The sequence below is a fragment of the Streptomyces sp. NPDC048603 genome (assembly GCF_043199475.1).
GTDB lineage: Bacteria > Actinomycetota > Actinomycetes > Streptomycetales > Streptomycetaceae > Streptomyces.
This window is the reverse complement of record NZ_JBICVY010000009.1, coordinates 1-21980: the sequence shown is the minus strand read 5'-3', so window position 1 is coordinate 21980 and position 21980 is coordinate 1. Positions and strand designations below refer to the sequence as shown.

The window sequence follows — 21980 nt, the reverse complement described above, 5'->3', positions numbered from 1 at the left end:
CCCTTCGCCGACAGCTGAGCCGAGCCGTCAGTCCCCCGGCCGCACGGGCGCGCTGGAGACGCCCGACGCCCGCCCGCTCAACGCGGCATCCAGTGTCTCCTGGGCCCTGCGCATCGACACCGCGTACTCCGGCTCGGACATGCGCCGCCACGCCGTGTCCGGGTCGACGTCCTCGACATGGCTCACCACCCACCAGATGTTGCCGAAGGGGTCACGGACCCGGCCGCCGCGATCGCCCCACGCGCTGTTGCCGGCCTCGGTGATCACCTGCGCCCCGTGCGCCACGGCAGCGGCCATCGCCGCGTCCGCGTCGGGGACGTAGATCCGCAACAGCGAAGGCATCACGGGCCAGTCGGGACGGCGGTCGAAGGCCAGGACGACCGTGTCGCCGACCCGGATCTCGCCATGGCCGATGGTGCCGTCCTCGACCGGCACCCGGGCCAGTTCCACGCCGTCGAATGCGGCGGCGACGAAGTCGAGCAGCGCTCCCGTGTCGTCGGTGACCACCCACGGCGCCACGCTGGTGTACCCCTCAGGTGCGGTGTGCTTCATCGCCGTCCCCTTCCGTCTCCACTCGCCCGCACCTTCCGGCGCGGTACGCCGACGCTACGCCGCAACCAGGTCAGAACCTGACCTACTCACGACGAAACTGCGTCGCCCCGTCGCCCCGCCGCCGGTCGCCCGTCGGTCGTCTGCTCCGCCCGTGACACGGACCGCGTTAGGGATGCGTCAAGGTTTTCCGCCCCGGGATGCGTCAGCGGCGCGAGCCCGTCATGATCGCTGCTCGAACAGCTCGCGGGACGCCGGGCGAGCCGAGGACACGCAGCCGGCCGAGCACGCCGGCATGAGCCGAGGAGTTGTCAGTCGTGTCCAGCGCTGTCGCCCCCGAAGACCCCCACCAGCGGCCGCAGCACGACCCCGACGGCACCGACAACGGCACGAAGCAGGCCGCGACCACGCTGAAGCAGGTGATCTCCTGCTACAACGCCCGCCTGGCATCCGCCCGCCGGAGCCCCGGCGACGGCGGTGACCTGGTGGGTGCCTGGCTCACGGCCCGGGACGACGCCGTGGACGAACTGGACCGCCTGGAGACCGCGGACGCGGACGAGACCGCACGCATCGCGACCCGCTACGCCGCCAGGCTCAAGCAGCTCCGGGACGACCGATAAGCCGCAGAAGAACGCCCTCGGTAGGCTGCGTCGTCATGATGCGTGTGTGGGTCCTGCCGATGCTGCTCGTGCTCTGCGGTTCGCTCGTCGCGACCGGGCAGTACCTCCAGGGAAACCCGCGCGTGGCCGCAGCGCTCCTGCCGGTGTTCGTGCTCCTCGCCGGCGTGACCTCGCCCCTGATCTTCCCGAGGTCGATCGGCGCCCTCGAGGCGCAGCAGCGCAGTGCGGCCGACGGCCGGCCGATCGTCTTCTGGCGGCCGGGCTGTACGTACTGTCTGCGCCTGCGCATCCGGTTGGGCGGCGCCGCGCACCGGCTGCACTGGGTCGACATCTGGCGTGACCCGGACGGAGCGGCAGCGGTGCGGCGGGCCAACGAGGGCAACGAGACCGTGCCGACGGTCGTCGTGGCGGGCCGCCCGCACACCAACCCCGATCCGGCATGGGTGCGGGAACAGCTACAGCCGCGCCCCGCGAAGGACGCGGACTCGCACCCCGCCCCCTGACGGCAACCACCCACCGGTCAGCCCCGCACCGCCAGGGCCCGGGTGCCCGGAGCACACGCTTCCCGCAGTGCCTCCAGTTCGGCTGCCGGCAGTCGCCGGGAGGCGCCGCGCCGGCCGGAGTCCAGGCGCGCGGCGCCGACGTCGAGCCATCGCGGCAGCGGCTCGACGCCGATGAACCCCGCCAGCCGCGTCAGCTGCTCGCGGGGTTCGTCGAGCAGGTCCTCGTAGGAGAGCGTGGTCCGCACCGGGGCCGGCAGCCGGCCGAGATGGGCCACGCCCCGGACGACGAGCTCCGACCACAGCGCGGCGAATCCCGCCGTCGGCAGCTCGCGGTCCAGTACCAGGGCGGGATCGAAACGGTCGGCCAGCAGCCGCGACAGCTCGGGCGGCAGGGACCGGACCTGGTCCCCGGTCAGGTCCTCGACGCGCTCGGCGCCGGTCCGCGCGAGGATCTCCCGCAACAGGAAGATCAGCCGGTAGCCGGTGTGCCGGCTCATGGACAGCGCACAGTCGGGCCCGTCCCTGAACAGGTGCACGAAGCGCGCCTGCGGGAAGACCCTGCGCAACAGCGGCACCCGCTCCAGCGAATAGCCCGACCGCTCGACCACCGCCGTACGCCCGAACCGCGCGCCCAGCAAGCCGAACACAGCCTCCCAGTGCTCCGCCGCGGATCGGGCCGGCCAGCCCGGTACCTCCTTCTCCAGCTCGTCGAACAGGCCGTCCGGGTCGTCGGTCAGGTGCGGAAGCACCATGAGGGACAGGGCGGGGATGCCGGTGGTCGCGGTCGAGAAGCGTCCGGGACGGCGGGTGTAGAGGAACTCCGGCATCGGCACCCCGCTGCGGATCATCCGCTCGAACACCGGATTGGGGTCGGACAGGAGCCGCCAGAACTCCGTCCCGTCCAAGAGCCCTTCCGGGAGGGCCCGGCTCTGTACCGACGCCAGCAGCTCGTTCAGGCTGAGCACGTCCGGGTGGGCGTTGACGATGCCCGACAGTGCGGTCGACCCGCTGCGGCCCGTACCGACGACGAAGGTCAGGGTGCGCACGCCATCACTCTCCTGCGGAAGTCCGCTCGGTCTCCTTCACCGGCCCGTACCGGTCGTGAGCAGGCTTCCCACGCCGCCGCCGTTCCACCCCTGGGGCTCATGCCCCTCCGCCCCCTCCGCCCCTCTGCCTCCTGCACCTCCTACGCCTCTTCCACCCCTCTGGCGGGTCGGGTGAAGCGGCCGTCGGGTGCTCCCCGGAGCCGGCCGTCGTCCGGCAGCCGGCGGCCGTAGGCCAGCAGCAACAGGTCCTGGGCGGCGCCGTAGACGGGCGTGCCGGAGCCGTACGACCAGTCGAGGTCCTCGGCGCACAGCCGCACTCCGTCCAGATCGGCGCCGAAGAACCTCAGGCCGGCCGGCCGGACCGCGTCGAGCAGGATGCGCAGCCGGTCCGCGGGAACGCGCCGGTCGAGGCCGAGGGCGACGGTGACGTCCAGTCCGTGCACCACGTCGTGACCGAGCGCCGACGCGAGTCCGCCGACCGGCGGGGTCCAGGGGTGGTCGGCGTTGTCGCGGACGAATGAGGCCAGCGCGGTGGTGGAATGGGCGGCCGCGTCGCTGCGCGCGAGCCTGTCGGTCATACGGTGCAGGTTCCCGCGCGTCTTGGCCAACTCCGTGAGCGTCGCGGGAAGGGAGAGCCGGAACCCCATCGACATGTGCGCCACGACCTCACGCACCCGCCATCCCGCGCAGAGGCTCGGCGCGTCCCACTGTCCGGTCCGCAGTGTGTCGAACAGGTCGGCCAGTTCCCGGCGTTCCGCCGCGATGACGGCCTTGAGCACGGCCCTGTTCCGCTCGCGGGCTGTTGTTCTCTGCATGAGGTCAAGCCTGCGGCCGACCGGTCCATATCGCCAGTAGATGGTTCTGCTGGTACCTAGAATCACGGCTTATGGAGCTTCGCCAGCTGCGCTACTTCGTCTGTGTCGTCGAGGAGGGCGGTTTCACCCGCGCCGCCGCCCGGCTGCATCTGGCCCAGCCCGGCCTCAGTGCCCAGATCCGCCAACTGGAGCGGGAGTTGGGACAGCCCCTGTTCGACCGCTCGGGCCGGTCGGTGACGCTGACCGAGGTGGGCCGGGCGGTCCTGCCCTACGCCCGCGCCGCACTGGCCGCCGCGGACTCGGTGCAGCAGACCGTGGACGTGTTCACGGGGCTGCTGCGCGGCCGGGTCAGGCTCGGACTGGTCGCCGGTGCCGCCGGCCACGCCTTCGGCATCGCCGCTCTGCTCGCCGACTTCCATAACGCCCACCCCGCCCTGGAGGTGTCCCTCACCGAGGACACCACGGAACGGATGCAGGCCGCGCTCCTGGCCGGCGAGCTCGACATCGCCGTCCTCGGGCCGACCGCGGAGACGCCCCCGCCCGGACTGGCCTTCCGGACGGTGATCGACGTTCCCCTGGTCGCGGCCGTCGCGCCCGGCGATCCCCTCCTCGGCCTCGCCGGTGCCGGTGCCGGTGCCGAAGCCGAAGCCGAAGCCGACGACGGCACCAGCGTTCCGCTCGCCGCCCTGCGCGACCGGCCGCTGATCTGCCTGCCGCGCGGCACCGGGGTGCGTGCGGCGCTCGAACGTGGCTGCGCTCAGGCGGGATTCCGGCCCCGGGTCTCCTTCGAGGCCGCCACCCCACACGTGCTCGCCCAGTTCGCCGCGCGGGGCCTGGGCGTCGCCGTGCTGCCCGCAGGAGAGGACGACCACGCCTCCGCCGGCGGGGCCGGCGAGGACGGGTCCGTCGGCCGACTCCGCATCCTGCGCATCGTCCGGCCCGGGATGCGGGCCCGCATCGCGCTCGCCTGGCAGGCAGGCGGCCCGCCGAGCCCCGCGGCCCGGGCCCTTCTCGACCGCCTGGCCGAAACCCTCCCGCAACCGCCAGGGACCCACCCCCGGTCCCCGTAGGACCGACCGGCCTGCACCGGAGACGCCGGGGCCGCTCACGCCGCCGCAAAGTTTGAGGAAACGAGGAAACGAGGAAACGAGGAAACGAGGAAACGAGGAAACGAGGAAACGAGAAGGCGGGAAGGCGGGAAGGCGAGAAGGCGAGGAAGTGAGGGAACGCAGTCAGCCGAGCTGCCGCCCGAAGAAGTCCAGCATCCGCTCCGCCGCGACGCTCCAGTAGGCCCAGCCGTGGCCGCCCGGCCCCAGCACCACGTCGGCATCAACACCCCGGGCCGCGAACGCCGCGCGCAGGTCCTCGGTCCCCGGCAGGTGATTCACGTCCTCGGTCCCACAGGCCAGGTGGTAGCGGGCGCGCCGGAGCCGGCCGGGCGCGGTACGCCGGACGATGCCCGCCAGGTTGTACTCCCGGGAGCGGTCCGTCAGGCGGGCGGATCCGGACAGGTCGCGGCCGAAGGCATGGCCGTAGAAGCGGTTCCACTCCTTCATCGGGATCGCACGGTAGCCCTCGTCGGTGAAGTGCGCCGTGCTCAGCCCGGCGGCGGCGCCGAACAGGCCCGGATACCGCAGGGCGTACATCAGCGCGCCGTAGCCGCCCATCGAGAGCCCGGCGACCGCCCGCTTCTCCGTCCGGCCGCCCAGCCCGTGGGCCCGTTCGACGGCCGGGACGAACTCCTCGACGAACATGTCCTCGTAGCGCACGGAGCCGCCGCCGGACGCCGCGTCGTTGATGTAGAACGTCTCGTCCTGTTCGCCCCCCGGCCCGCCGGGGTCGCGCCGGGCATCGGGCATGACGAGGGCGCACGCCGGGATCCGGCCCGCCGCGATGGCCCGTTCCAGGGTCGGCACGATGTTGCCCTTGAGGACCCAGTCCGTGTGCTTCCCGCTCGATCCGTGCAGCAGGACGAGCATCGGGACCCGGCCGTCCGGCCCGCCGCCGCGGGCCGCGGAGCCGACCCCGGCGGACAGGTAGAGGCTGTACGGCACCTCCCGGCCGAGCACCCGGCTCCGTACGGTCAGGTCGGTGCGCAGCGAGCCGGTCCGGGAGGGGGACGGACTGGGCGGGGTGGGGGAGGCCGCAGGTCCCGGCGCCCCGGCGCCGCCCCGCAGAGGGAAGGCACCGGAGGCGACGGAGACGAGGACCGCGGCCGACCCGCCGGCCCCGGCCGCGAGCAGAAAACGGCGCGCGGGACGTCTCACCATCGCTCCCTCACCCTCACCTCGGCACCCTCAGCACCCTCGGCTCCGGGTGTCCGCCTCGGCCACCTACATCACACGCCCGGCGCCCGCTTCGCGGCAAGCGGCCACGCCGAGGGCTGCTCCAGGACAGGACCGGCGCATCCGAGGGGGTCAGCGCGTACGCCGGGAGCGGGACAGCGCCCAGCTGCCCAACGCTGTGGCGGTGAGGCCGAAGAGCAGGGCCACGTAGGCCCCGCCGAGGCCGTTGCCGGTACCGACGCCGCCTTCGGCGGTGGCCACGACCAGGCCGCCGAGGGTCACACTGACCAGGCCCGCCACCACGGCCGGTGTGGCACCCGGGCGACCGGTGGGGCGGGACAGGGCGCGCCAGGCGACGATCACGCCGAGGAGGCCGAGGAGCGCGCCGGTGGCGGCTCCGACGCGTCCGAGGCTGAAGGTGTAGACACTGGCGGCGAGCAGGTGGTCGGCGGACATGGGTGCTCCTTCTCCTGTGGCCATGGGGCCGTTGGGCTGGCTGGGCTGGCTGGGCTGGTCGGGCTCGTGCTGCAGGCCCTCGCTCAGGTGGTGCAGATCGTGCCCGCCGGACGGCTTCTGGCTCGTCTGGCGAACGCAGACACTTCGCACTGCCGCGGCCGCAGCAGATCCGGCTCAGGTACTACGACCGCAGTAGCCATCCGCTGGTCCGCGAGGGGGACTCGCCCGCGGCGGTGGCCGGTTAGGGTGCGCTCATGAAGTCGGGAAGTGCCAGGGTGTGGGCCCAGTACGGGGATTGGGCGATCGCTGTCGGTGTGGCGACGGCGCTCCTGATCACCGGGCTGTCCGGGCAGCGTTCCGCCACGAACGCGTCCACGTCCGCGGCCGCGTCCACATCCACGACCATGACCACGACGGGTCTCGACCTCCTCGGTCTCGGACTGCTGGTGGCCGGCGGCCTCGCGCTGGCCGCGCGCGGCCGGGCGCCCGTGGCCGTCCTGGGCGTCACCGGTCTGTGCGCCGCCGGGTACCAGGCGGCCGGCTTCGACGTGCCCGCCGTCGCGTACCTGTTCGCGGTGTACTCGGCCGTACGGGCCGGGCACCGCGCCCTCGCGATCGCCGCGAGCACCGCCATGCTGGCCGTGCTCCCGCTCGCGGCGCTGGCCTCCGGACTGCACGACACGGGCGAGGCCTTCGCGCGGGCCCGGGGCGCTCTCGAAATCGCCTGGCTGATCGCGGCCGGAGCGGCGGGGGAGGCGCTGAGGCAGGCGGAACGGCGGGCCGACGAGGCCGAACGTACCCGGGAGGAGACCGCCCGGCGCCGCGCCGACGAGGAACGGCTCCGCATCGCCCGGGAACTGCACGACTCGCTGACCCACCAGATCTCGGTCGTCAAGGTCCAGGCGGAGGTCGCCGTACACGTGGCCCGCAGGCGGGGCGAGGAGGTGCCGGCGTCCCTCCTCGCGATCCAGGAGGCCGGGCGGGAGGCGAGCCGGGAGCTGCGCGCCACGCTGGAGGCGCTGCGCGACGACGACACGACCCCGCCCCGCGGACTCGACGACGTGACGGAACTGGTGGAACGCGCCCGCGGGTTCGGCCTGGACGCGACGCTGACGATCGAGGGCCGGCCGCACGACGTGCCGGCCGCGGTGGACCGGACCGTCTACCGGATCGTCCAGGAGGCACTGACCAACGTCGCCCGGCACGCCGACGCGGCCACGGCGTCGGTCCGGATCGACTGCCGTCCCGACGTCCTCGCGATCCGCGTGGACGACGACGGCAAGGCGACGCCGGGCAGTGCCCCGCCGCCCGGCCTCGGGCTCCTGGGGATGCGCGAACGCGTCACCGCCCTCGGCGGCCGGCTGCGTGCCGAACCCCGGGGCGAGGGTGGCTTCACCGTACGGGCCGAGCTGCCCGTGGACCCCGTGGGCCGGACCTCGTGATCCGTGTCCTGCTCGTCGACGACCAGCCGCTCATCCGCAGCGGTTTCCGCGCGCTCCTCGACCTCGAGGACGACATCGAGGTGGTGGCCGAGGCCGGCGACGGCGCGGAGGGGCTGGCGCTGGCCCTGGAGCACGTGCCCGACGTCGCGCTCGTCGACATCTCGATGCCGGTCGTCGACGGCATCGAGGCGACCCGGCGCATCGCCGCGGCCCCGACCCTGGCCGCGGTCCACGTCGTCATCCTGACCAACTACGGCATGGACGAGTACGTCCTCGACGCGCTGCGCGCCGGCGCCGCCGGATTCCTGGTCAAGGACGTCCTGCCGGAGGACTTCCTGCACGCCGTGCGCGTCGCCGCCCGCGGCGACGCCCTGCTCGCCCCGTCCATCACCCGCAGACTGATCCACCGGTACGTCGCGCAGCCGGTCCGCGACACGGCTGCCGCCACGGGCCTCGGCGAGCTGACCGGCCGCGAACGCGAGGCCGTCGCCCTGGTCGCGCGCGGTCTGACGAACGACGAGATCGCCGGACACATGGTGATCACTCCCTTGACCGCGAAGACCCACATCAACCGGGCCATGGCCAAGCTCCATGCCCGCGACCGGGCCCAACTCGTCGTCTTCGCCTACGAATCCGGCCTGGTATCCCCGGGCGGCTCCTGACGGCGGCTCCTGACGGCGGCTCCTGACGGCGGCTCCTGACGGCGGCTCCTGACGGCAGCGCCGGTGGCGCCGACGCCGTCGGTGGCGCCGGCTCGGTGCACGTCGGCGCCATGTCGGCTCCCCATGAGGCCGGACGGTTCGGCCACGTTGGCGCCGCAGGTGCACCTCGCCTGACCTGCGACTTCGTGAAGCGCGGTCAGGCGGTGGCACCCCTGCCCCCAACGATGACGCCATTAATGGCTCGCGGTGGCGCCATCTGTGTGCCATAGTGGCATCACAGACGCGCGAGCCCCTCGTTCCACCAGGGCCGAGGGGGCGCGTCCACGGGGCGGATCATCATCGAGGGGGCAGGTCATGAAGGCAGCGCAGAGCAGGCAGCAGGCGGCACCCGGCGCGTTCGCCGCCTTCGCCCGCTTCGTGGTCTGCGGCGGCGGGGTGGGGCTCGCCTCCAGCTTCGCCGTGGCGGCCCTCGCCTCCTGGATGCCCTGGGCCCTGGCCAACGCCCTGATCACCGTGGTCTCCACGGTCCTGGCCACCGAGCTGCACGCCCGCTTCACCTTCGGCGCGGGCGGGCGGGCGACCTGGAACCAGCACGTGCAGTCGGCCGGGTCCGCGGCGGCGGCGTACGCGGTGACCTGCGCGGCGATGTTCCTCCTGAACCAGCTGGTGGCATCGCCCGGTGCGGTGCTCGAGCAGGCCGTCTACCTGTCCGCTTCCGCGCTGGCCGGTATCGCACGGTTCGTGGTGCTGCGCGTTGTCGTCTTCGCCCGGAACCGCTCGCAGGCCGCGCCTGCCGCCCTCACCCCCCGCGCCGTGCGCGCGGCCGTGGCCCTTGCGCCGGCCCCGGCCGACCCCGCCGCGCTCTGCCGCGCCGCCTGACCGCCCCGCCCGACTGCCCCGCCCTTCTATCTCCAACGCGCATTGTTCCTAGAATATCCGGATGGAGGACATCGAAGCCATCGCGGCGCTGCAGGATCCGGTACGGCGCCGTCTGTACGAGTACGTGGCGGCGCAGGGCCGGGAAGTGGGCCGCAACGAGGCCGCGGAGGCGGCCGGGGTGGCGCGCACCCTCGCCGCGCACCATCTGGACAAGCTGACCGAGGCCGGGCTGCTGGAGAGCGGCAGCCGGCGCCTGACCGGCCGCTCGGGGCCGGGGGCGGGCCGTCCCGCCAAGGTGTACACGCGGGCGCGGGCCGAGCATTCGGTGTCGCTGCCGGCCCGTGACTACCGCACCGCCGCCGAACTGCTTGCGGAGGCCGCCGAACAGGCCGGACTGGACGCCGGACTCTGCGCGGCCGCACGCCGCCGCGGTGAGGCCCTGCGCGGCTCGGCCGCCCCCTGCGGCGGCCTCCGCGAAGCCATGGAGATCCTGGCCGCCCGCGGCTACGAACCGTACCTGGAGGCAGCCGAGGGCACCGCGGAGGCGGAAGCGGACGCGGACGCGGACGCCGAGTCGGAAGCGGAAGGCGGCGAGCGGGCGTCCGGGAAGGCCGACCAGGTCGTCCGCATGCGCAACTGCCCCTTCCACGCCGTCGCCGAAAGCTTCCCGCCGCTCGTCTGCGGCATGAACCTCGCGCTGCTGGAGGGGCTGTTCGGTGCGGACGGTCCCGTCCGCGCGCGCATGGACGCCCGGCCCGGGCAGTGCTGCGTAGTGGTCGAGCCTTCTAAAAACAACAGTCATTGACATAGAAATAACCGCCGTGCTGGGATGAGGCCATGACCGCATCCACGCATGCCGCCACCCACCTTGCCCACCTCGCCCAGTTCAACCTCGCCACCCTCCTCCACCCGCTCGACGACCCGCGCATCACGCCGTTCGTCGAGCTGCTCGATCCGCTCAACAGCGCCGCCGACGGAACGCCCGGCTTCGTGTGGCGGCTCGTGGAGGAAGGGGAGGCAGACGCCACCGGCATCCGCCCCGCGGGTGAGAACGTCATCGTCAACATGTCGGTGTGGGAGACCCAGGAGGCCCTGTGGGACTTCACCTACCGCAGCGGGCACCTGGAGGCCATGCGGCGGCGCCGCGAATGGTTCGAACGGCACGTCGAGGCGCACCTGGTGCTCTGGTGGGTCCCGGCCGGTCACCACCCGACCGTGGGCGAGGCCCTGGAGCGGCTCGCGGACCTGCGCGCACACGGCCCGTCCCCCCGCGCGTTCACCTTCACCTCCTCCTACACCGCCGCCGAGGCCACCGAACACCTCCAGGCCGCGCCGCAGCCGTAGCCCGCGCAGGCCGCCCCCCTCAGCCGGCCCCGCGCCGCCCGCGGAACGCGGAGCCCTCCGCCAGGATCTCCAGGGCGTGGGCGCGCAGGTCGGCCGGTGCCGCCGGCCCGGCGCTCCCGGCCCGGCCGCGCGCACCCGGTGGTTCGAGCTGCGCGCGCAGCGTGCCGGAGAGGTCCGCCACGAGGTCACTGCCCAGCGGGGTCGGCCCGTACGGCCGGTCGCCGGCGTACAGCAGCTCCTTGGACCGCAGGGACCGGAGGCGGCGGTCCAGCACCCGCGGCGAGACGTCCATGACCGCGGTGATGCGGCGGGAGTCGAGCGTGCCGCTGTGGGTGACGAGGCACAGCAGCCAGATCTCGTCGAGGGAGATCCCGTAGTGCCGGGCGTGCACCTCGGCCCGGTGCCGGACGGGCCGGAGTCCGCCCCGGGCGAGCTCCTCCAGGGCCTGCCGCACATGGTCGTCCCCGGCCGGGAGCGAGGGAATGGCCTGGGTGTCCTTGCGCGTACCGGTCTGCGTCATCGTCCGCCGCAGGGGTACGGCCGGGAGGGCGCAGGCGAGCGCCAGGACGAGCAGGGACACGGCCAGCCCGGTCAGGAACACGTCGTCGACGGCCAGCTCGTAGGCATCGACGTACGTCTGACGGGCCGTCGGGCTCAGGCCGGTCATGGTGAGGGGCTCGCCCCGGTGGATGAGTCCGGTCTCCGCGGCCGTGAACTCCCCGGCGTCGATGCCCTGGACCAGGTGCTCGACGAGCCTCCGGTTGAGGACCGCGCCGAAGAGCGCCGCCCCGAAGGCGCTGCCCAGGTTGCGGAAGAAGATCACCCCCGAGGTCACGACGCCCACGTCCTCGTACGCGCACGCGCTCTGCGCCGCGACCAGGGCGATCTGGGAGACCAGCCCGAACCCCAGCCCCAGCACCACCAGGGCGGCGCCGTAGGCGAGCGGCGAGGCGTCCTTCCGCAGGACCGCGCACAGCACCAGCCCGGTGATGATCAGCAGGGCGCCGATGATGGGGAACGGGCGGTAGCGGCCCCACCGCGACAGCGCCTGCCCGCTGAGCGTGTAGGCCAGCATCCCGCTCAGGGACATGGGGAGCAGCAGCAGCCCCGAGGCCGTCGGGGACGCCCCTTTGACCACCTGGAAGAACAGGGGCAGGTAGTTCACCGTGCCGGCCTGGACGACCCAGAAGAAGAACGACAGCGGTACGGCGATCCGGAACACGCGTTCGCGCACCACCCGGGAGGGCAGAAGCGGATCGGGGTGGGTGCGCTCGACCCGCCAGATGAGCACCAGCAGGACCGCGACCGTGGCGAACAGCACCAGCATCGGGGGAGAGAACCAGGAGAAGACGACGCCGCCCCAGGTGACCAGCAGGGTCACTCCGGCCGCACAGGCCGAGATCAGCAGACTGCCCCAGTAGTCGAGCCGGGTCCGCTCCGCGCTCCGCCGATGGCGCAGCCCGAAGGCCAGCGCCGTCATGACGACCACCCCGACCGGCAGGTTCAGGTAGAAGGCCCAGCGCCACGAGCCGTGTTCCACCAGCAGCCCGCCGACGAGCGGTCCCAGGATGGCGGCCGAGGCACCCGCCCCCGCGACGTACACCTGGTAGCGGCCGCGGTCCCGGGGGCCGACGAGGCCGGTGAGGACGGCCTGCGGGATGACCCACATCCCGCCCGCACCGAGGCCCTGGAGGGCCCGGAAGCAGATCAGTTCGGGCATGTCCTGAGCCCGGGAGCAGAGGAACGACCCGAGGAGGAAGAGCGCGATCGCCGTCTGCAGCACGCGCTTGCGGCCGAAGATGTCTCCCAATTTGCCCCAGATCAGGGCCGAACCGGTGACGGCGAGCAGGTACGCGGTCACCACCCACGACAGGTGCCGGAGGTCTCCGAGGTCACCGGCGATGGTCGGCAGGGCGGTGGCGAGGATCGTCGAGTCCAGGGAGCCGATGAACGTGATCAGCACCAGCGCGGTGAGCACCACTCGGCCCCGGGCACCGAGCCGGACTCGGTCAGGTGAGGTCAAGGCGTCTCCGTTGCCCCGGACGGGGGAGGGGAACCGGCGGTGGGCGGCCGGTCGAGGGCCGGCGGACAGACCGTCATGTTCGCCGTCTCCGGCGCCGGGCAGAAGGGTCCGAGCCGTCACGGCGGGCCGGATCCCCCGTGCGGAGCAACGCCCGAAGGCCTGTGGGCGCGCAGGCCCGCAGGCCCGTAGGCCCGGAGGCCCGTAGGCCGGGGGGCTCGGGGACCCGCCCCGGACACGGGCGACGGGCCGCCTCCCCGGGTGGAGGAGACGGCCCGTCGGGTACGGGGCTCGCGATGCGCACTACGCGGTACGCGCGCCGGATCCGGTCGGCGCCGCGGCTGCCGTGCCGCGGGCGCCGACCGGGCGCGTCAGCACTGACGCAGGCCGGGAGCCGGGTCGACCGACGTGTGGACGTCCACGGCGGGCACGTTGCCCCACTGGCCGTTGTCCAGCTGGGTCCAGTACCAGACGGTGTTGCCGCCACCGTGCCGGTCGCCGTACCCCCAGCACTGGAACCAGCTGAAGCCCGTGTTCAGCGGGCCGCGGACCGCCGAGTTGTACGAGCGGTGCTCGTAGCCCTTGGCACCGGCGCGGTTCCCGCACCACAGGCGGCCGTCGGAACGGACTCCGCACTCGGCCGCGGCGGCCGTCCCGGTGCTCGGCGCGGCGATGGCGGGGGCGGCGGCGGTGGCCAGACCGGAGGTCAGGGCGGCGGCGGCCAGGCCGAGGGCGATCTTCGTGCGTGCGGACATGCTTCCTCCTTGGTCGTGGCTCCGGCGTTCGGTGCGGAGCCCGGTGAAGAGTGGTGCCGTTGCGCGAACGTGCGTGACGTGCGTGTGTGTGCGTGTGTGGGGGAGGGGGTACCGCCCGGCCGCCCGCCCGCTCAGGGGCAGGTGGGCACGCCGTCCAGCCAGGCGGGCCCCTGGATGTAGATGTTGGTGATCCAGGCGCCGTACTCGGGCAGGTACGACCAGGCGTCGTTGGTGTAGCCCTCGGCCGTCACCGTCTCGGCGTGCTTCTGGCACTGCACGCGCACCCGGGTCGGCCCGGCGAACCGGTGGACGCGGGCGCTCCCGGTCGACGGCTCGGTGTGCGTCCACACGTCCGTGCCCCAGGTGCTGAACGTCCCCTGTTGCGCGTCCGCGCCGATCCGGACCGCTCCGGCGTAGTCACCGCCCAGGCGTACGTCGCTGACCATGATCCGGGTGCCCGACTGCCGTGCTTCCACCATCTTCCCCGCGCCCAGGTAGACCGCGATGTGGTGGACAGCCCCGGCCTGCCCCCAGGCCAGCAGGTCGCCCGGCAGCAGCGGCCCGGTGCCCTGCTCGGGGCCGAACCGGGCCACCGCCTGCGGAGTGCCGAACTGGTGGCCGGCGTTGCCGGGCAGCGGGTCCCGGCCGGTGGCGCGGGCGTAGGCGTACCGCACCAGCCCCGAGCAGTCGAAGCCCAGCCGTTCGGGGTCGTGTTCGCTGGCCGGGTCGGTCGGATCGACCGTCCCGTACGTCGGCCCCGGCTCGGGTCCGTGCCCGCCGCCCCACGTGTACCAGACGCCGATCTGCTCGCAGGCCGCGCGGACGGCACCCTCCGCCACCGCGGAAGCGCCCGGGGCGAGCACCCCGCAGGCCGCCGCGCCGGCGGCGACCGGCTCCCCCGGACCGGGCGCCGCCATGGAGGCCGTACTTCCGCCGGCCACGAGGAGCAGCGCCGCCACCGTCGCGCCGGCGGTCCGTTGCAGGGCGCGGACGACTCCCCGCGCCCCGCGGCGCCCCCGCCCGCCGGGCGCCCACCCCTCCGGCGCTCCGTACGGGCCCGCTGCCACCGCTCCCCCCGGCCCGGTCGCCCCCTGCAGTCCGTTCACCCCCTCCGGTCCGGTCGCATCCGGCGCTCCGGTCAAACCCGTCCCGTTCACCCCTTGGACCCCTCGCATCGTGTTCCCCACTCCCCGTTCCCCGTCGTTCCCCGTCGTTGCCCGGCGTTCCCCGCCGATCTCCGGCGTGCGCTGCGGTCTTCGCTGCGGTCTTCGCACCTGCAGCGCCGTGCCGGCCGACCGCTCCTCCGGCCCTCCGAGACTGGCGCGCTGCCGGGGCCGCTGTCGAGGGCCAACGCGTCGCCCGGCCAGGCAGGAAACGGGAAACCCCGGGAAACCCCCTGACCCGCCGACGGGTTGCCCGGCCGCCGCGGTACGCCTGCCCGGCCGATCGCAGCCGCCAAGCGGGCGGGAACCGCGCCGGCCCGCGGGAAGTGGCGGTCCGTCAGCAGGGCGGCCGGTCGGAGCCCTCGGGCAGTGACAGGTAGCGCTCACCGGCCCGGTCCGGGTCACCGGCCAGCGCACAGATCCCCTCGACCCGTGACTCCGGATCGAGCGACCAGAGCCGTACGGTCCCGTCGGTGCCGCTGCTCGCCGGCACCCCCCGGACCGGGTCGAACACCACGCCCCACACGGCTCCGTCGTGACCGGCCAGCGTGGCGTACGTCCGGCGTCGGGCGACGTCCCAGAGCCGCACACTCCCGTCGATCCCGGCGCTCGCCAGGAGACGCCCGTCCGGGGCGAACGCCACCGCCCGCACTGCCCCGGTGTGCCCGGTGAGTACCGCGGCGCCGCCGCCGACCGAGGTCCGGTCCGCCCCCGGCGCCCAGGACCAGACCCGTACGGCGCCGTCGTTGCCGCTGCTCGCCAGGTGCAGCCCGTCGGCGGAGAAGGCCACGCTCCGCACCGCCCCGGTGTGGCCGCGCAGCACCGTCCGTTCCGCCCGTGCCGTGACGTCCCAAAGCCGTACGGTCAGGTCATCGCTGCCGGTGGCCAGCAGCCTGCCGTCGGGACTGAAGGCGACGGCGTTGACGAAGTCCTGGTGCGCGGTGAGGGTGCTGAGCTGCCGGTGCCCGACGGCGTCCCAGAGCTTGACCGTACGGTCGGAGCTCGCCGAGGCCAGCGTCCGGCCGTCGGGGGAGAAGGCCAGGGCGAACACCGAACCGCCGTGCCCGTCCAGTGTGGCCAGGAGCCGTCCGCCCGCCGCGTCCCACAGCCTCACCCGCCGGTCCGCGCCCGCCGAGGCGAGCGTACGCCGGTCCGGGGAGAACGCGACCGCGAACACGGCCCCCTGATGCCCGGTCAGCGTCGCGGCGAGCCGGCGCCGCGCGGGCTCCCACACCCGTACGGCGCCGTCGGTGCCGGCCGAGGCCAGCAGCCTTCCGTCAGCGGAGAACGAGGACTGCCACAACTGCGCGAACGGGCGCGCGACCAGGGCCCCGCGTCCGGGGTCCCACACCACCGCGGACTGGTCGAAACTGCCGGTGACCAGCAGGTCCCCCGGCCCGGTCGCCACCGCCAGGACGTAGTCGGTGTGCCCGGCGTAGGTGTGGGCGATGTGGTGGTCCACGGTGTCCCACACCTTCGCCGTCCCGTCGCCGCTCCCGCTCACCAGCCCGGTGCCGTCGCGGGTCCAGGCGACCGCGTTGACATCGTCGCTGTGCCCCTGAAGCACCGCCGTCGCGGCCTTCCCGGCCTGCCGGGGGCCGCCGGGACCGCCGGTGTCCCAGACCCGCACGGTACGGTCCGCCGCGCCGGAGGCGACGCTGCGCCCGTCCGGGGCGAAGGCCACCCCCAGCACCGCGTCGGTGTGACCCTCCAGGGTCGCCGCCAGGCTGCCCGTCGCCCCTTCCCCACCGTCGGCACCACGCACCGCACCGGCAGCACCACCCGCACGGGCCCCATCGCCCCCATCACCCGCATCCCCCGCATCACCCACGTCCCACAGCCGGACGGTGCGGTCGGCCGAACCCGAGGCCACGCTGCGCCCGTCAGGCGCGAACGCCACCGCGTGGACGGTGTCGCCGTGTCCGCGCAGGGCGGCGGCCGCGCGCCGGCTCCCCACGTCCCACAGCCGTACCGTGCCGTCCATCCCGCCCGACACCACGGTCCGGCCGTCGGGGGAGAAGGCGACCGCCCGTACCCCGCCGCTGTGCCCGTACAGGATCCCGGCGGCCTGCCGTTCGGGCATGCGCCACAGCCGTACGGTGCCGTCGGCGCCCGCCGACGCCAGCAGCTTCCCGCCCGCCCCGAACGCCACCGCCTGCACCGCCCCGCCGTGCCCGGTGAGCACCGCCAGGGCGGAGCGGTGCTCGGGTCCGCCCCACAGCCGGACCGTGCCGTCACTGCCGGCCGTCGCCAGGACCCGGCCGTCCGGTGTGAACGCCACCCCGTTGACCGCCCCGGTGTGCCCGGTCAGCCGGCCGCCGAACGCCTGGCTCTGGGTGCTGAGGAGCGCCCCTCGGGCCTCCGTGGTCGGCGCGGTCCGGTACGCCCGGGCCGCGAGCAGCATGGACGCCTCCGGCCGGCCCGCCGCCATCGCACCGGACTGCACCGCCATCGCCTGGGACTGCGCCACCCGCCGCTCCGCCACGGCCCGCGACCGCTGGTGGAAGGCCAGCCCGCTCGCGCCGACCGCCACGGCCAGCAGCACCGCCAGCGCCGCCAGCAGCCGGCTGCGGGCCCGCGCCTGCCGCAGCGCCCGCTGCCGCCGCCCGTACTCCTCGGCCCGGCTCGCCGCCAGGAACTCCGTCTCCACCGGGCCCGGCGGGTTCCGCCCGTCCTGCTGCTCCGCCCACTCGTCGGCCGCCGCGAGCCGGTTGCCGCGGTACAGCAGTTCGGGGTCGCGGCCCTCGCGCAGCCAGGCGGCCGCCGCATCGGTGAGCTGCTGGTGCAGCAGCAGTCCGGCCCGGTCGGTGTGGATCCAGTCCCGCAGGCGCGGCCAGGCCCGCAGCAGGGCCTCGTGGGTGATCTGCACCGCGGACTCGCCGGCGGTCACCAGCCGCGCCCGGACGAGGGAATCCAGCGCGGCGGTGGCCGCCCGAGGGTCCGGGGCGGCCGAGGTCAGCCGGTCCGGTGCGGCCCGGCGGCGGGTCTCCACCTCCCCGTCGCCGAAGTGCACCAGCTGCAGCAGTACGCGCCGTGCCGCCTCCCGGCCCGAGAGGTCGAGGGCCGTGTAGACCTCTTCCGCGGTACGGGCCACGGCGCCGCGCAGCCCGCCGGTCGCCTCGTACCCCTCGACCGTGAGCGTCCGTCCCGACCGCGCCGTCCAGGTGACGAGCAGTGCGTGGGAGAGCAGGGGCAGGGCACGGGCGGTCCCGCCCGGAGGCCCGTCGTCGGCGCCGACGTCCCGCAACAGCACCTCCACCAGACCGGGTTCGAGGACCAGCCCGGCGCGTTCTGCGGGCCGGGTGATCGCGGTCCGCAGCTCTTCGGAGGTCATCGGGCCGAGCACGAACAACCCGTTGGTGAAGACCTCCGCCAGTTCCGGATACGCCAGGCAGCGCCCGCTGAAGTCGGCTCGCAGCCCGAGCACCACCTGCGCCACGGCGGGCCCGGGGCCCCCGGCCACGAGGCTCCCGGCCGGGGGGCTTCCGGCTGAGGGGCTTCCGGCCACGAGGCCCCCGGCGGCGAGGGAGGCGAGCACCGCGAGACAGGCCCGCCGCTCCCCCTCGTCCCGGCACTGCGTGAACACCTCCTCGAACTGGTCGACGACCAGCACGATCCCGGCCGCGCCGGCACCCTCGCGCAGTGCCGCCGCGAGCAGATCGGGGCGTTCGACCAGTTCCCGGCGGCTCGGCCCGGCCCCGGGGAGAACACCCTCCCGGGACAACGCGGCCGGCAACTCGTCCAGCGGATGCGCGGTCGGCGTGCACACCACCACCCGCACCCCCGCCGGCCCACCCGCAGCCGGCCCACCCGCACCCGCACCGTCCCCCGCCCCCCGCAAGGCCGGCACCAGCCCGGCCCGCAGCAGCGAGGACTTGCCCGCCCCCGAGGGCGCCACCACGGCCAGAGGCCCCTTGCCCGCCCGTCCGGCGAGCCGTTCCAGCAGAGCGGCGGTGGTCCGCTCCCGCCCGAAGAACCATCCGGCGTCCCCGGTTCCGAACCCGGCCAGCCCCCGGTACGGACACTCGCCCGAAGGCTCCGGCTGACGGGGGTGCGGCAGCTCCGGCACCAGCGCCGCCAGGGCGCCACCCGCCCCCAGGACCGCGTCGCAACGCCGGGCCAGATCGGGCGTCGCCGGCTTCCCACCGTTTTCGATCTTGCTGAGATAGCCCTTGCTGTAATGAACGAGCCGCGCGAGCGCGGCCAGCGACAGCCCACGCTCCACCCGGGCCCGCCGCAAGGCCGCCCCGAACGCCTCCGCGCCGGCTCCGCCCCTGCCTGCCGTGCCTCCGGCCCCGTCCGGAAACGGTCCGCCTGTCCCGTCCATACGTGCCCTCCGCGCAGATGCGGCTGCCACGCTAGCGAGCCGCCTTCCTCCCCCGCGCGACCCCGTACCCCATCCGGCTGAATCCCGCCGCCCCCAGGAACCGCCGCACCCCCGATGCAAGGACTTTGATCGACATAAACTTGCGCGCGGCTCGACGGCCGGCGGGCCATCGCCGGAGGACACGGGGGGCGTCGTGGAACTGAGGGACATCGAGATATTCCTGGTGCTGGCCGAGGAGCTGCATTTCGGCCGGACCGCCGAGCGGCTCAGGGTCTCCCAGGCGAGGGTCAGCCAGGCCGTCAAGAAGCAGGAACGGCGCATCGGCGCCCTGCTGTTCGAGCGCACCAGCCGCACCGTGCGCCTGACCGAGGTCGGCCGGCAGCTGCGCGGCGATCTGCAGCCGGTCTACATGGGCCTGCACGATTCCCTGGAACGCGCCCGGCTGGCTGCCCGTGGCATCACCGGCCGACTGCGCGTGGGCATGATGCCGTTCAACCTCGTCGACGTGCACTTCTACTGGAAGGCGTTCCGCTCACGGCATCCGCAGTGGGAACTGCAGATCCGCCAGCTGACGTACGAGGATCCCTTCGGCCGGCTCCGCGCCGGCGAGATGGACGTCATGGTCCTGTGGCTGCCCCTGGAGGAGCCGGACCTCACCGTCGGCCCGGTCCTGTGCACGGACTCCCGGATCCTCGCCGTGACGGCCGACCACGAGCTCGCCGGCCGGACGTCGGCGCGACTGGAGATGCTCGCCGACTTCCGGCACGCCATGGCTCCCGGCTTCCCGGACTACTGGGAGGACCGCTACCTGCCCTTCCACACTCCCGGAGGCAGGACGATCGAGCGTCTCGAGACCGTGACGAACGCCGACGACCTGATCAACCTGGTCGGCATGGGCGAGATCATCCACGGGTTCCCCAGCCACGTCACCCGGTACTGGGGCATGCCGAACATTCACTGGATCCCCATCCCGGACCTGCCGAGCCTCCCCTACGGTCTGGTGTGGCGGACCGAGTCCGAGAACGAGCCCATCCGCGCTCTCGCCGACACGGTCCGCGAACTCGGCCCGCTGCGGTTCTGACGCACGGCGGTACGTCCCCGCGGCTCGCTCACACACCGGTGACGTGCCCCGACCGCTTCCTGACCTCCTCGATCGCGGCGACCACGGCGCCGGGATCCCCGGCGAGGATCCGCGGATCGCTGCCGGCCGTGGTCGCGAACACGCTCACCTGTTCGTTGCCCGCCACGGCCTGGGCGGCGGCGGCCCGCATCGTGCCCGCCTCCCGTACGGAGACCCCGGGGCGTCTGTCGGCCCCGAGGACGAAGACGGTCGGACAGCGCAGGGTCTCGAAGTCCGCCCCCAGCTCGCCGTTGACGATGTCCGTCTCGATGACGACCTCCGCGCTGTCCGAGGGGCTCATCCTGGCCGAGCGGCCGAAGAAGGCCAGGACACGCATGATCCGCCCGAGTCCGCGGAACTGCCGGCGCACGCCCTCCTTGCCCGCCTCGTCGAGCAGGGAGACCGGACAGGCGCCGTCGATGAGGACCAGTCCGCCGACCAGCTGCGGATATTCGGCCGCGTAACACACGGCGACCGTCGCGCCGTGGGACCAGCCGACCAGGATCGGCCGCCGGAGCACCGTCGCACCGATCACACGGTCGACGTCCTCGATGGCGCCCCTGATCGAGTAGTCCGAGGAAGGGCCCGATCTGCCCCGCCCCCGAGCGTCGAACGTGACGGTGCGGTACCGGCCGCCGAGCCGTCCGATCACGGGCTTCCAGTGACGTTGCGTGGAGAAGGCGCCGTTCAGGAAGAGCAGCGGAGGCTCCTCGCCCGGAGTGTCGACACCGTGGAGGCGGGTGTCGGCCGCCGCGACCGTGAACTCGCGTGACATGTGGGCCTTCCTGTCTCATGGCGATGGTGGATCGAGGGGTACGGGGAGTGAGGATCGGTCGGCGGCGGCAGCAGCTGCGTCGTTTACGGCCAGGCCGCCGTTCAGGACCGGTCGGTTGCGGCGTACGCGGGCTGCCACAGCAGGCCGTACGCCCGGCGCGCACGCTCCGGGAACGCGGCGAGCACCGCCGTGACCGTCCGGCCGTCCGCACCGTCCAGGAGCCAGGGCAGGAGCCGGGGCGCGTACGGCGCGATCCGCTGGGCGTGGACCTGCCCGAAGTGCTTCCACTGCTCCTCGCTCAGGGTGGTTCGGATGAGCGGGAACACGACCTCCTCCTCATGCGTGAGGTGCCCGGCGAGACCTGTGACCAGGGAACCGGTGAGCTCGCGGAAGAGATCGAGCCGGGAGCCGGGCGGGGAGCCGGGCCGGGCCAGCTCCTCGTCGACCACCCGGGTGAGCGCGGCTATCGCGGCGTGCTCGGCCTCCATCGCCACGAGCCGGGTCAGGTCGTCGGGCCTGCCGTCGAGGGCGCTGCGCAGTACGGGCCACAGGGCGTCGTCCTCGGCGGAGTGGTGGACGCGCAGGGCCGTCCTGAAGGTCCTCCAGCCGGCGGTCGTGCGCAGTACGTGCCGGGGATCCGGGCCGGCGAGGGCGGTGGCCCGGCCGATACGCCCCAGCTCCCTCCGCAACGCGTCGTGCACCGTGTACATCACCGTCATGTCGAACCCGCCGTACCCGCTGAACCCGCCGCTCAACGCTTTCCGCCCCCCTCCTGCAGGCTTCCCGGAGGCCGGCTCGGCCCGCCCCCCGCCTCCCTTCCCGCCGGAACGAGTCCCTCGACGGGCGCCTTCCGGGCCCTCCTACGTTCCCCCGGGCGCCACATCGCGATCAACGGGAACTTCGGGGGCGGATCGATAACCCCGCGGTTATCGATTCCGCACAGCCGATGACGCTCGGTGAGGTTCGGGCGGCTGAGTGGTGACTCGCCCCATAGGGCCCACGTCACATACGAACCGGCCTAGTGGCCCGCACGGGTCGCTTCCGTGCCCCGGTGCCGCCCCCCCAAGGGCCGCTGGTCGCGGACTGGCGGGGTGTCTTAGTAGGCGGGGGCGTTGCCAGGCCCCCGCCGGCCTGGCTAACTGGTTCTCGTCGCCGAGGCGGCCGGGGCGCACAGCCCCCCGCCGGACGAACCCCTCTCCTCCGCGTGAGTGGCTCACGC

21 protein-coding genes are annotated in these 21980 nt (G+C 73.9%); 9 read left to right on the top strand and 12 right to left on the bottom strand.

From position 1 onward, the window contains the following. Positions 1-27 precede the first annotated feature (27 nt). Positions 28-552 (bottom strand): VOC family protein, encoded by a 525-nt coding sequence (locus ACGFQ9_RS22790; protein ID WP_393576042.1) that lies wholly within the window; start codon positions 550-552, stop codon positions 28-30. 314 nt (positions 553-866) lie between these two features. On the opposite strand from ACGFQ9_RS22790, the gene ACGFQ9_RS22785 reads away from it, so the two are divergent. Beyond that, the gene (locus ACGFQ9_RS22785; protein ID WP_393576040.1) at positions 867-1169 is read left to right on the top strand and encodes a hypothetical protein; all 303 of its coding nucleotides are present in this window, start codon (positions 867-869) and stop codon (positions 1167-1169) included. 35 nt (positions 1170-1204) lie between these two features. Beyond that, the gene (locus tag ACGFQ9_RS22780) at positions 1205-1672 is read left to right on the top strand and encodes a glutaredoxin domain-containing protein (protein WP_393576038.1); all 468 of its coding nucleotides are present in this window, start codon (positions 1205-1207) and stop codon (positions 1670-1672) included. 17 nt (positions 1673-1689) lie between these two features. Here the strand turns inward: ACGFQ9_RS22780 and ACGFQ9_RS22775 are convergent, their stop codons facing one another. Then, positions 1690-2718, bottom strand: coding sequence for a sulfotransferase (locus ACGFQ9_RS22775; RefSeq protein WP_393576036.1), 1029 nt, complete (start codon positions 2716-2718; stop codon positions 1690-1692). Positions 2719-2858: 140 nt separating this feature from the next. Further along, positions 2859-3533, bottom strand: coding sequence for a maleylpyruvate isomerase family mycothiol-dependent enzyme (locus ACGFQ9_RS22770; RefSeq protein ID WP_393576035.1), 675 nt, complete (start codon positions 3531-3533; stop codon positions 2859-2861). 71 nt (positions 3534-3604) lie between these two features. Between ACGFQ9_RS22770 and ACGFQ9_RS22765 the strand changes: the two genes are divergently transcribed. Then, the gene (locus ACGFQ9_RS22765) at positions 3605-4603 is read left to right on the top strand and encodes a LysR family transcriptional regulator (RefSeq protein ID WP_393576034.1); all 999 of its coding nucleotides are present in this window, start codon (positions 3605-3607) and stop codon (positions 4601-4603) included. Positions 4604-4765: 162 nt separating this feature from the next. Here ACGFQ9_RS22765 and ACGFQ9_RS22760 read toward each other — a convergent pair whose 3' ends face one another. From ACGFQ9_RS22760 to ACGFQ9_RS22750, 3 genes are all read right to left on the bottom strand, one after another. Beyond that, positions 4766-5803, bottom strand: a complete 1038-nt coding sequence (locus tag ACGFQ9_RS22760) for an alpha/beta hydrolase (RefSeq protein WP_393576032.1) — start codon at positions 5801-5803, stop codon at positions 4766-4768. A gap of 147 nt (positions 5804-5950) precedes the next feature. Further along, positions 5951-6274, bottom strand: a complete 324-nt coding sequence (locus ACGFQ9_RS22755) for a DUF6223 family protein (protein ID WP_393576031.1) — start codon at positions 6272-6274, stop codon at positions 5951-5953. A gap of 241 nt (positions 6275-6515) precedes the next feature. Continuing rightward, positions 6516-6686, bottom strand: a complete 171-nt coding sequence (locus ACGFQ9_RS22750; protein ID WP_393576029.1) for a hypothetical protein — start codon at positions 6684-6686, stop codon at positions 6516-6518. Between ACGFQ9_RS22750 and ACGFQ9_RS22745 the strand changes: the two genes are divergently transcribed. The 5 genes from ACGFQ9_RS22745 (at position 6679) to ACGFQ9_RS22725 (ending at position 10601) form a co-directional block, all read left to right on the top strand. Continuing rightward, positions 6679-7716: a sensor histidine kinase gene (locus ACGFQ9_RS22745; RefSeq protein ID WP_393576027.1), complete on the top strand. Its 1038-nt coding sequence runs from the start codon at positions 6679-6681 to the stop codon at positions 7714-7716. The genes ACGFQ9_RS22750 and ACGFQ9_RS22745 overlap by 8 nt on opposite strands. Beyond that, positions 7713-8378 carry a response regulator gene (locus ACGFQ9_RS22740; RefSeq protein ID WP_393576026.1) on the top strand — a complete coding sequence of 222 codons (666 nt, stop codon included), beginning with the start codon at positions 7713-7715 and terminating at the stop codon, positions 8376-8378. Before ACGFQ9_RS22745 ends, ACGFQ9_RS22740 begins: the two co-directional genes overlap by 4 nt. A 354-nt stretch (positions 8379-8732) precedes the next feature. Further along, a complete protein-coding gene (locus tag ACGFQ9_RS22735) occupies positions 8733-9257 on the top strand; it encodes a hypothetical protein (RefSeq protein WP_393576024.1) in 525 nt (174 codons plus the stop codon). Between the two features lie 61 nt (positions 9258-9318). Then, on the top strand, positions 9319-10062 hold the full coding sequence (locus tag ACGFQ9_RS22730; RefSeq protein ID WP_393576023.1) for a helix-turn-helix transcriptional regulator: 744 nt from the start codon (positions 9319-9321) through the stop codon (positions 10060-10062). Between the two features lie 32 nt (positions 10063-10094). Next, positions 10095-10601: a DUF3291 domain-containing protein gene (locus ACGFQ9_RS22725; RefSeq protein ID WP_393576022.1), complete on the top strand. Its 507-nt coding sequence runs from the start codon at positions 10095-10097 to the stop codon at positions 10599-10601. 19 nt (positions 10602-10620) lie between these two features. Here the strand turns inward: ACGFQ9_RS22725 and ACGFQ9_RS22720 are convergent, their stop codons facing one another. From ACGFQ9_RS22720 to ACGFQ9_RS22705, 4 genes are all read right to left on the bottom strand, one after another. Then, positions 10621-12624 carry an MDR family MFS transporter gene (locus ACGFQ9_RS22720; RefSeq protein ID WP_393576021.1) on the bottom strand — a complete coding sequence of 668 codons (2004 nt, stop codon included), beginning with the start codon at positions 12622-12624 and terminating at the stop codon, positions 10621-10623. 368 nt (positions 12625-12992) lie between these two features. Beyond that, positions 12993-13376: a hypothetical protein gene (locus ACGFQ9_RS22715; RefSeq protein WP_393576019.1), complete on the bottom strand. Its 384-nt coding sequence runs from the start codon at positions 13374-13376 to the stop codon at positions 12993-12995. Between the two features lie 131 nt (positions 13377-13507). Then, complete coding sequence (locus ACGFQ9_RS22710) at positions 13508-14293, bottom strand: C40 family peptidase (RefSeq protein WP_393576018.1); 786 nt, start codon at positions 14291-14293, stop codon at positions 13508-13510. A gap of 583 nt (positions 14294-14876) precedes the next feature. Next, positions 14877-18866 (bottom strand): helix-turn-helix domain-containing protein, encoded by a 3990-nt coding sequence (locus ACGFQ9_RS22705; protein WP_393576017.1) that lies wholly within the window; start codon positions 18864-18866, stop codon positions 14877-14879. Positions 18867-19059: 193 nt separating this feature from the next. Between ACGFQ9_RS22705 and ACGFQ9_RS22700 the strand changes: the two genes are divergently transcribed. Then, on the top strand, positions 19060-19947 hold the full coding sequence (locus ACGFQ9_RS22700) for a LysR family transcriptional regulator (protein ID WP_393576016.1): 888 nt from the start codon (positions 19060-19062) through the stop codon (positions 19945-19947). 28 nt (positions 19948-19975) lie between these two features. On the opposite strand, the gene ACGFQ9_RS22695 is transcribed toward ACGFQ9_RS22700, so the two are convergent. Together ACGFQ9_RS22695 and ACGFQ9_RS22690 are read right to left on the bottom strand one after the other, a co-directional pair. Continuing rightward, the gene (locus tag ACGFQ9_RS22695; RefSeq protein ID WP_393576014.1) at positions 19976-20761 is read right to left on the bottom strand and encodes an alpha/beta fold hydrolase; all 786 of its coding nucleotides are present in this window, start codon (positions 20759-20761) and stop codon (positions 19976-19978) included. 101 nt (positions 20762-20862) lie between these two features. Continuing rightward, complete coding sequence (locus tag ACGFQ9_RS22690; protein WP_393576013.1) at positions 20863-21516, bottom strand: hemerythrin domain-containing protein; 654 nt, start codon at positions 21514-21516, stop codon at positions 20863-20865. Positions 21517-21980: the final 464 nt, after the last annotated feature.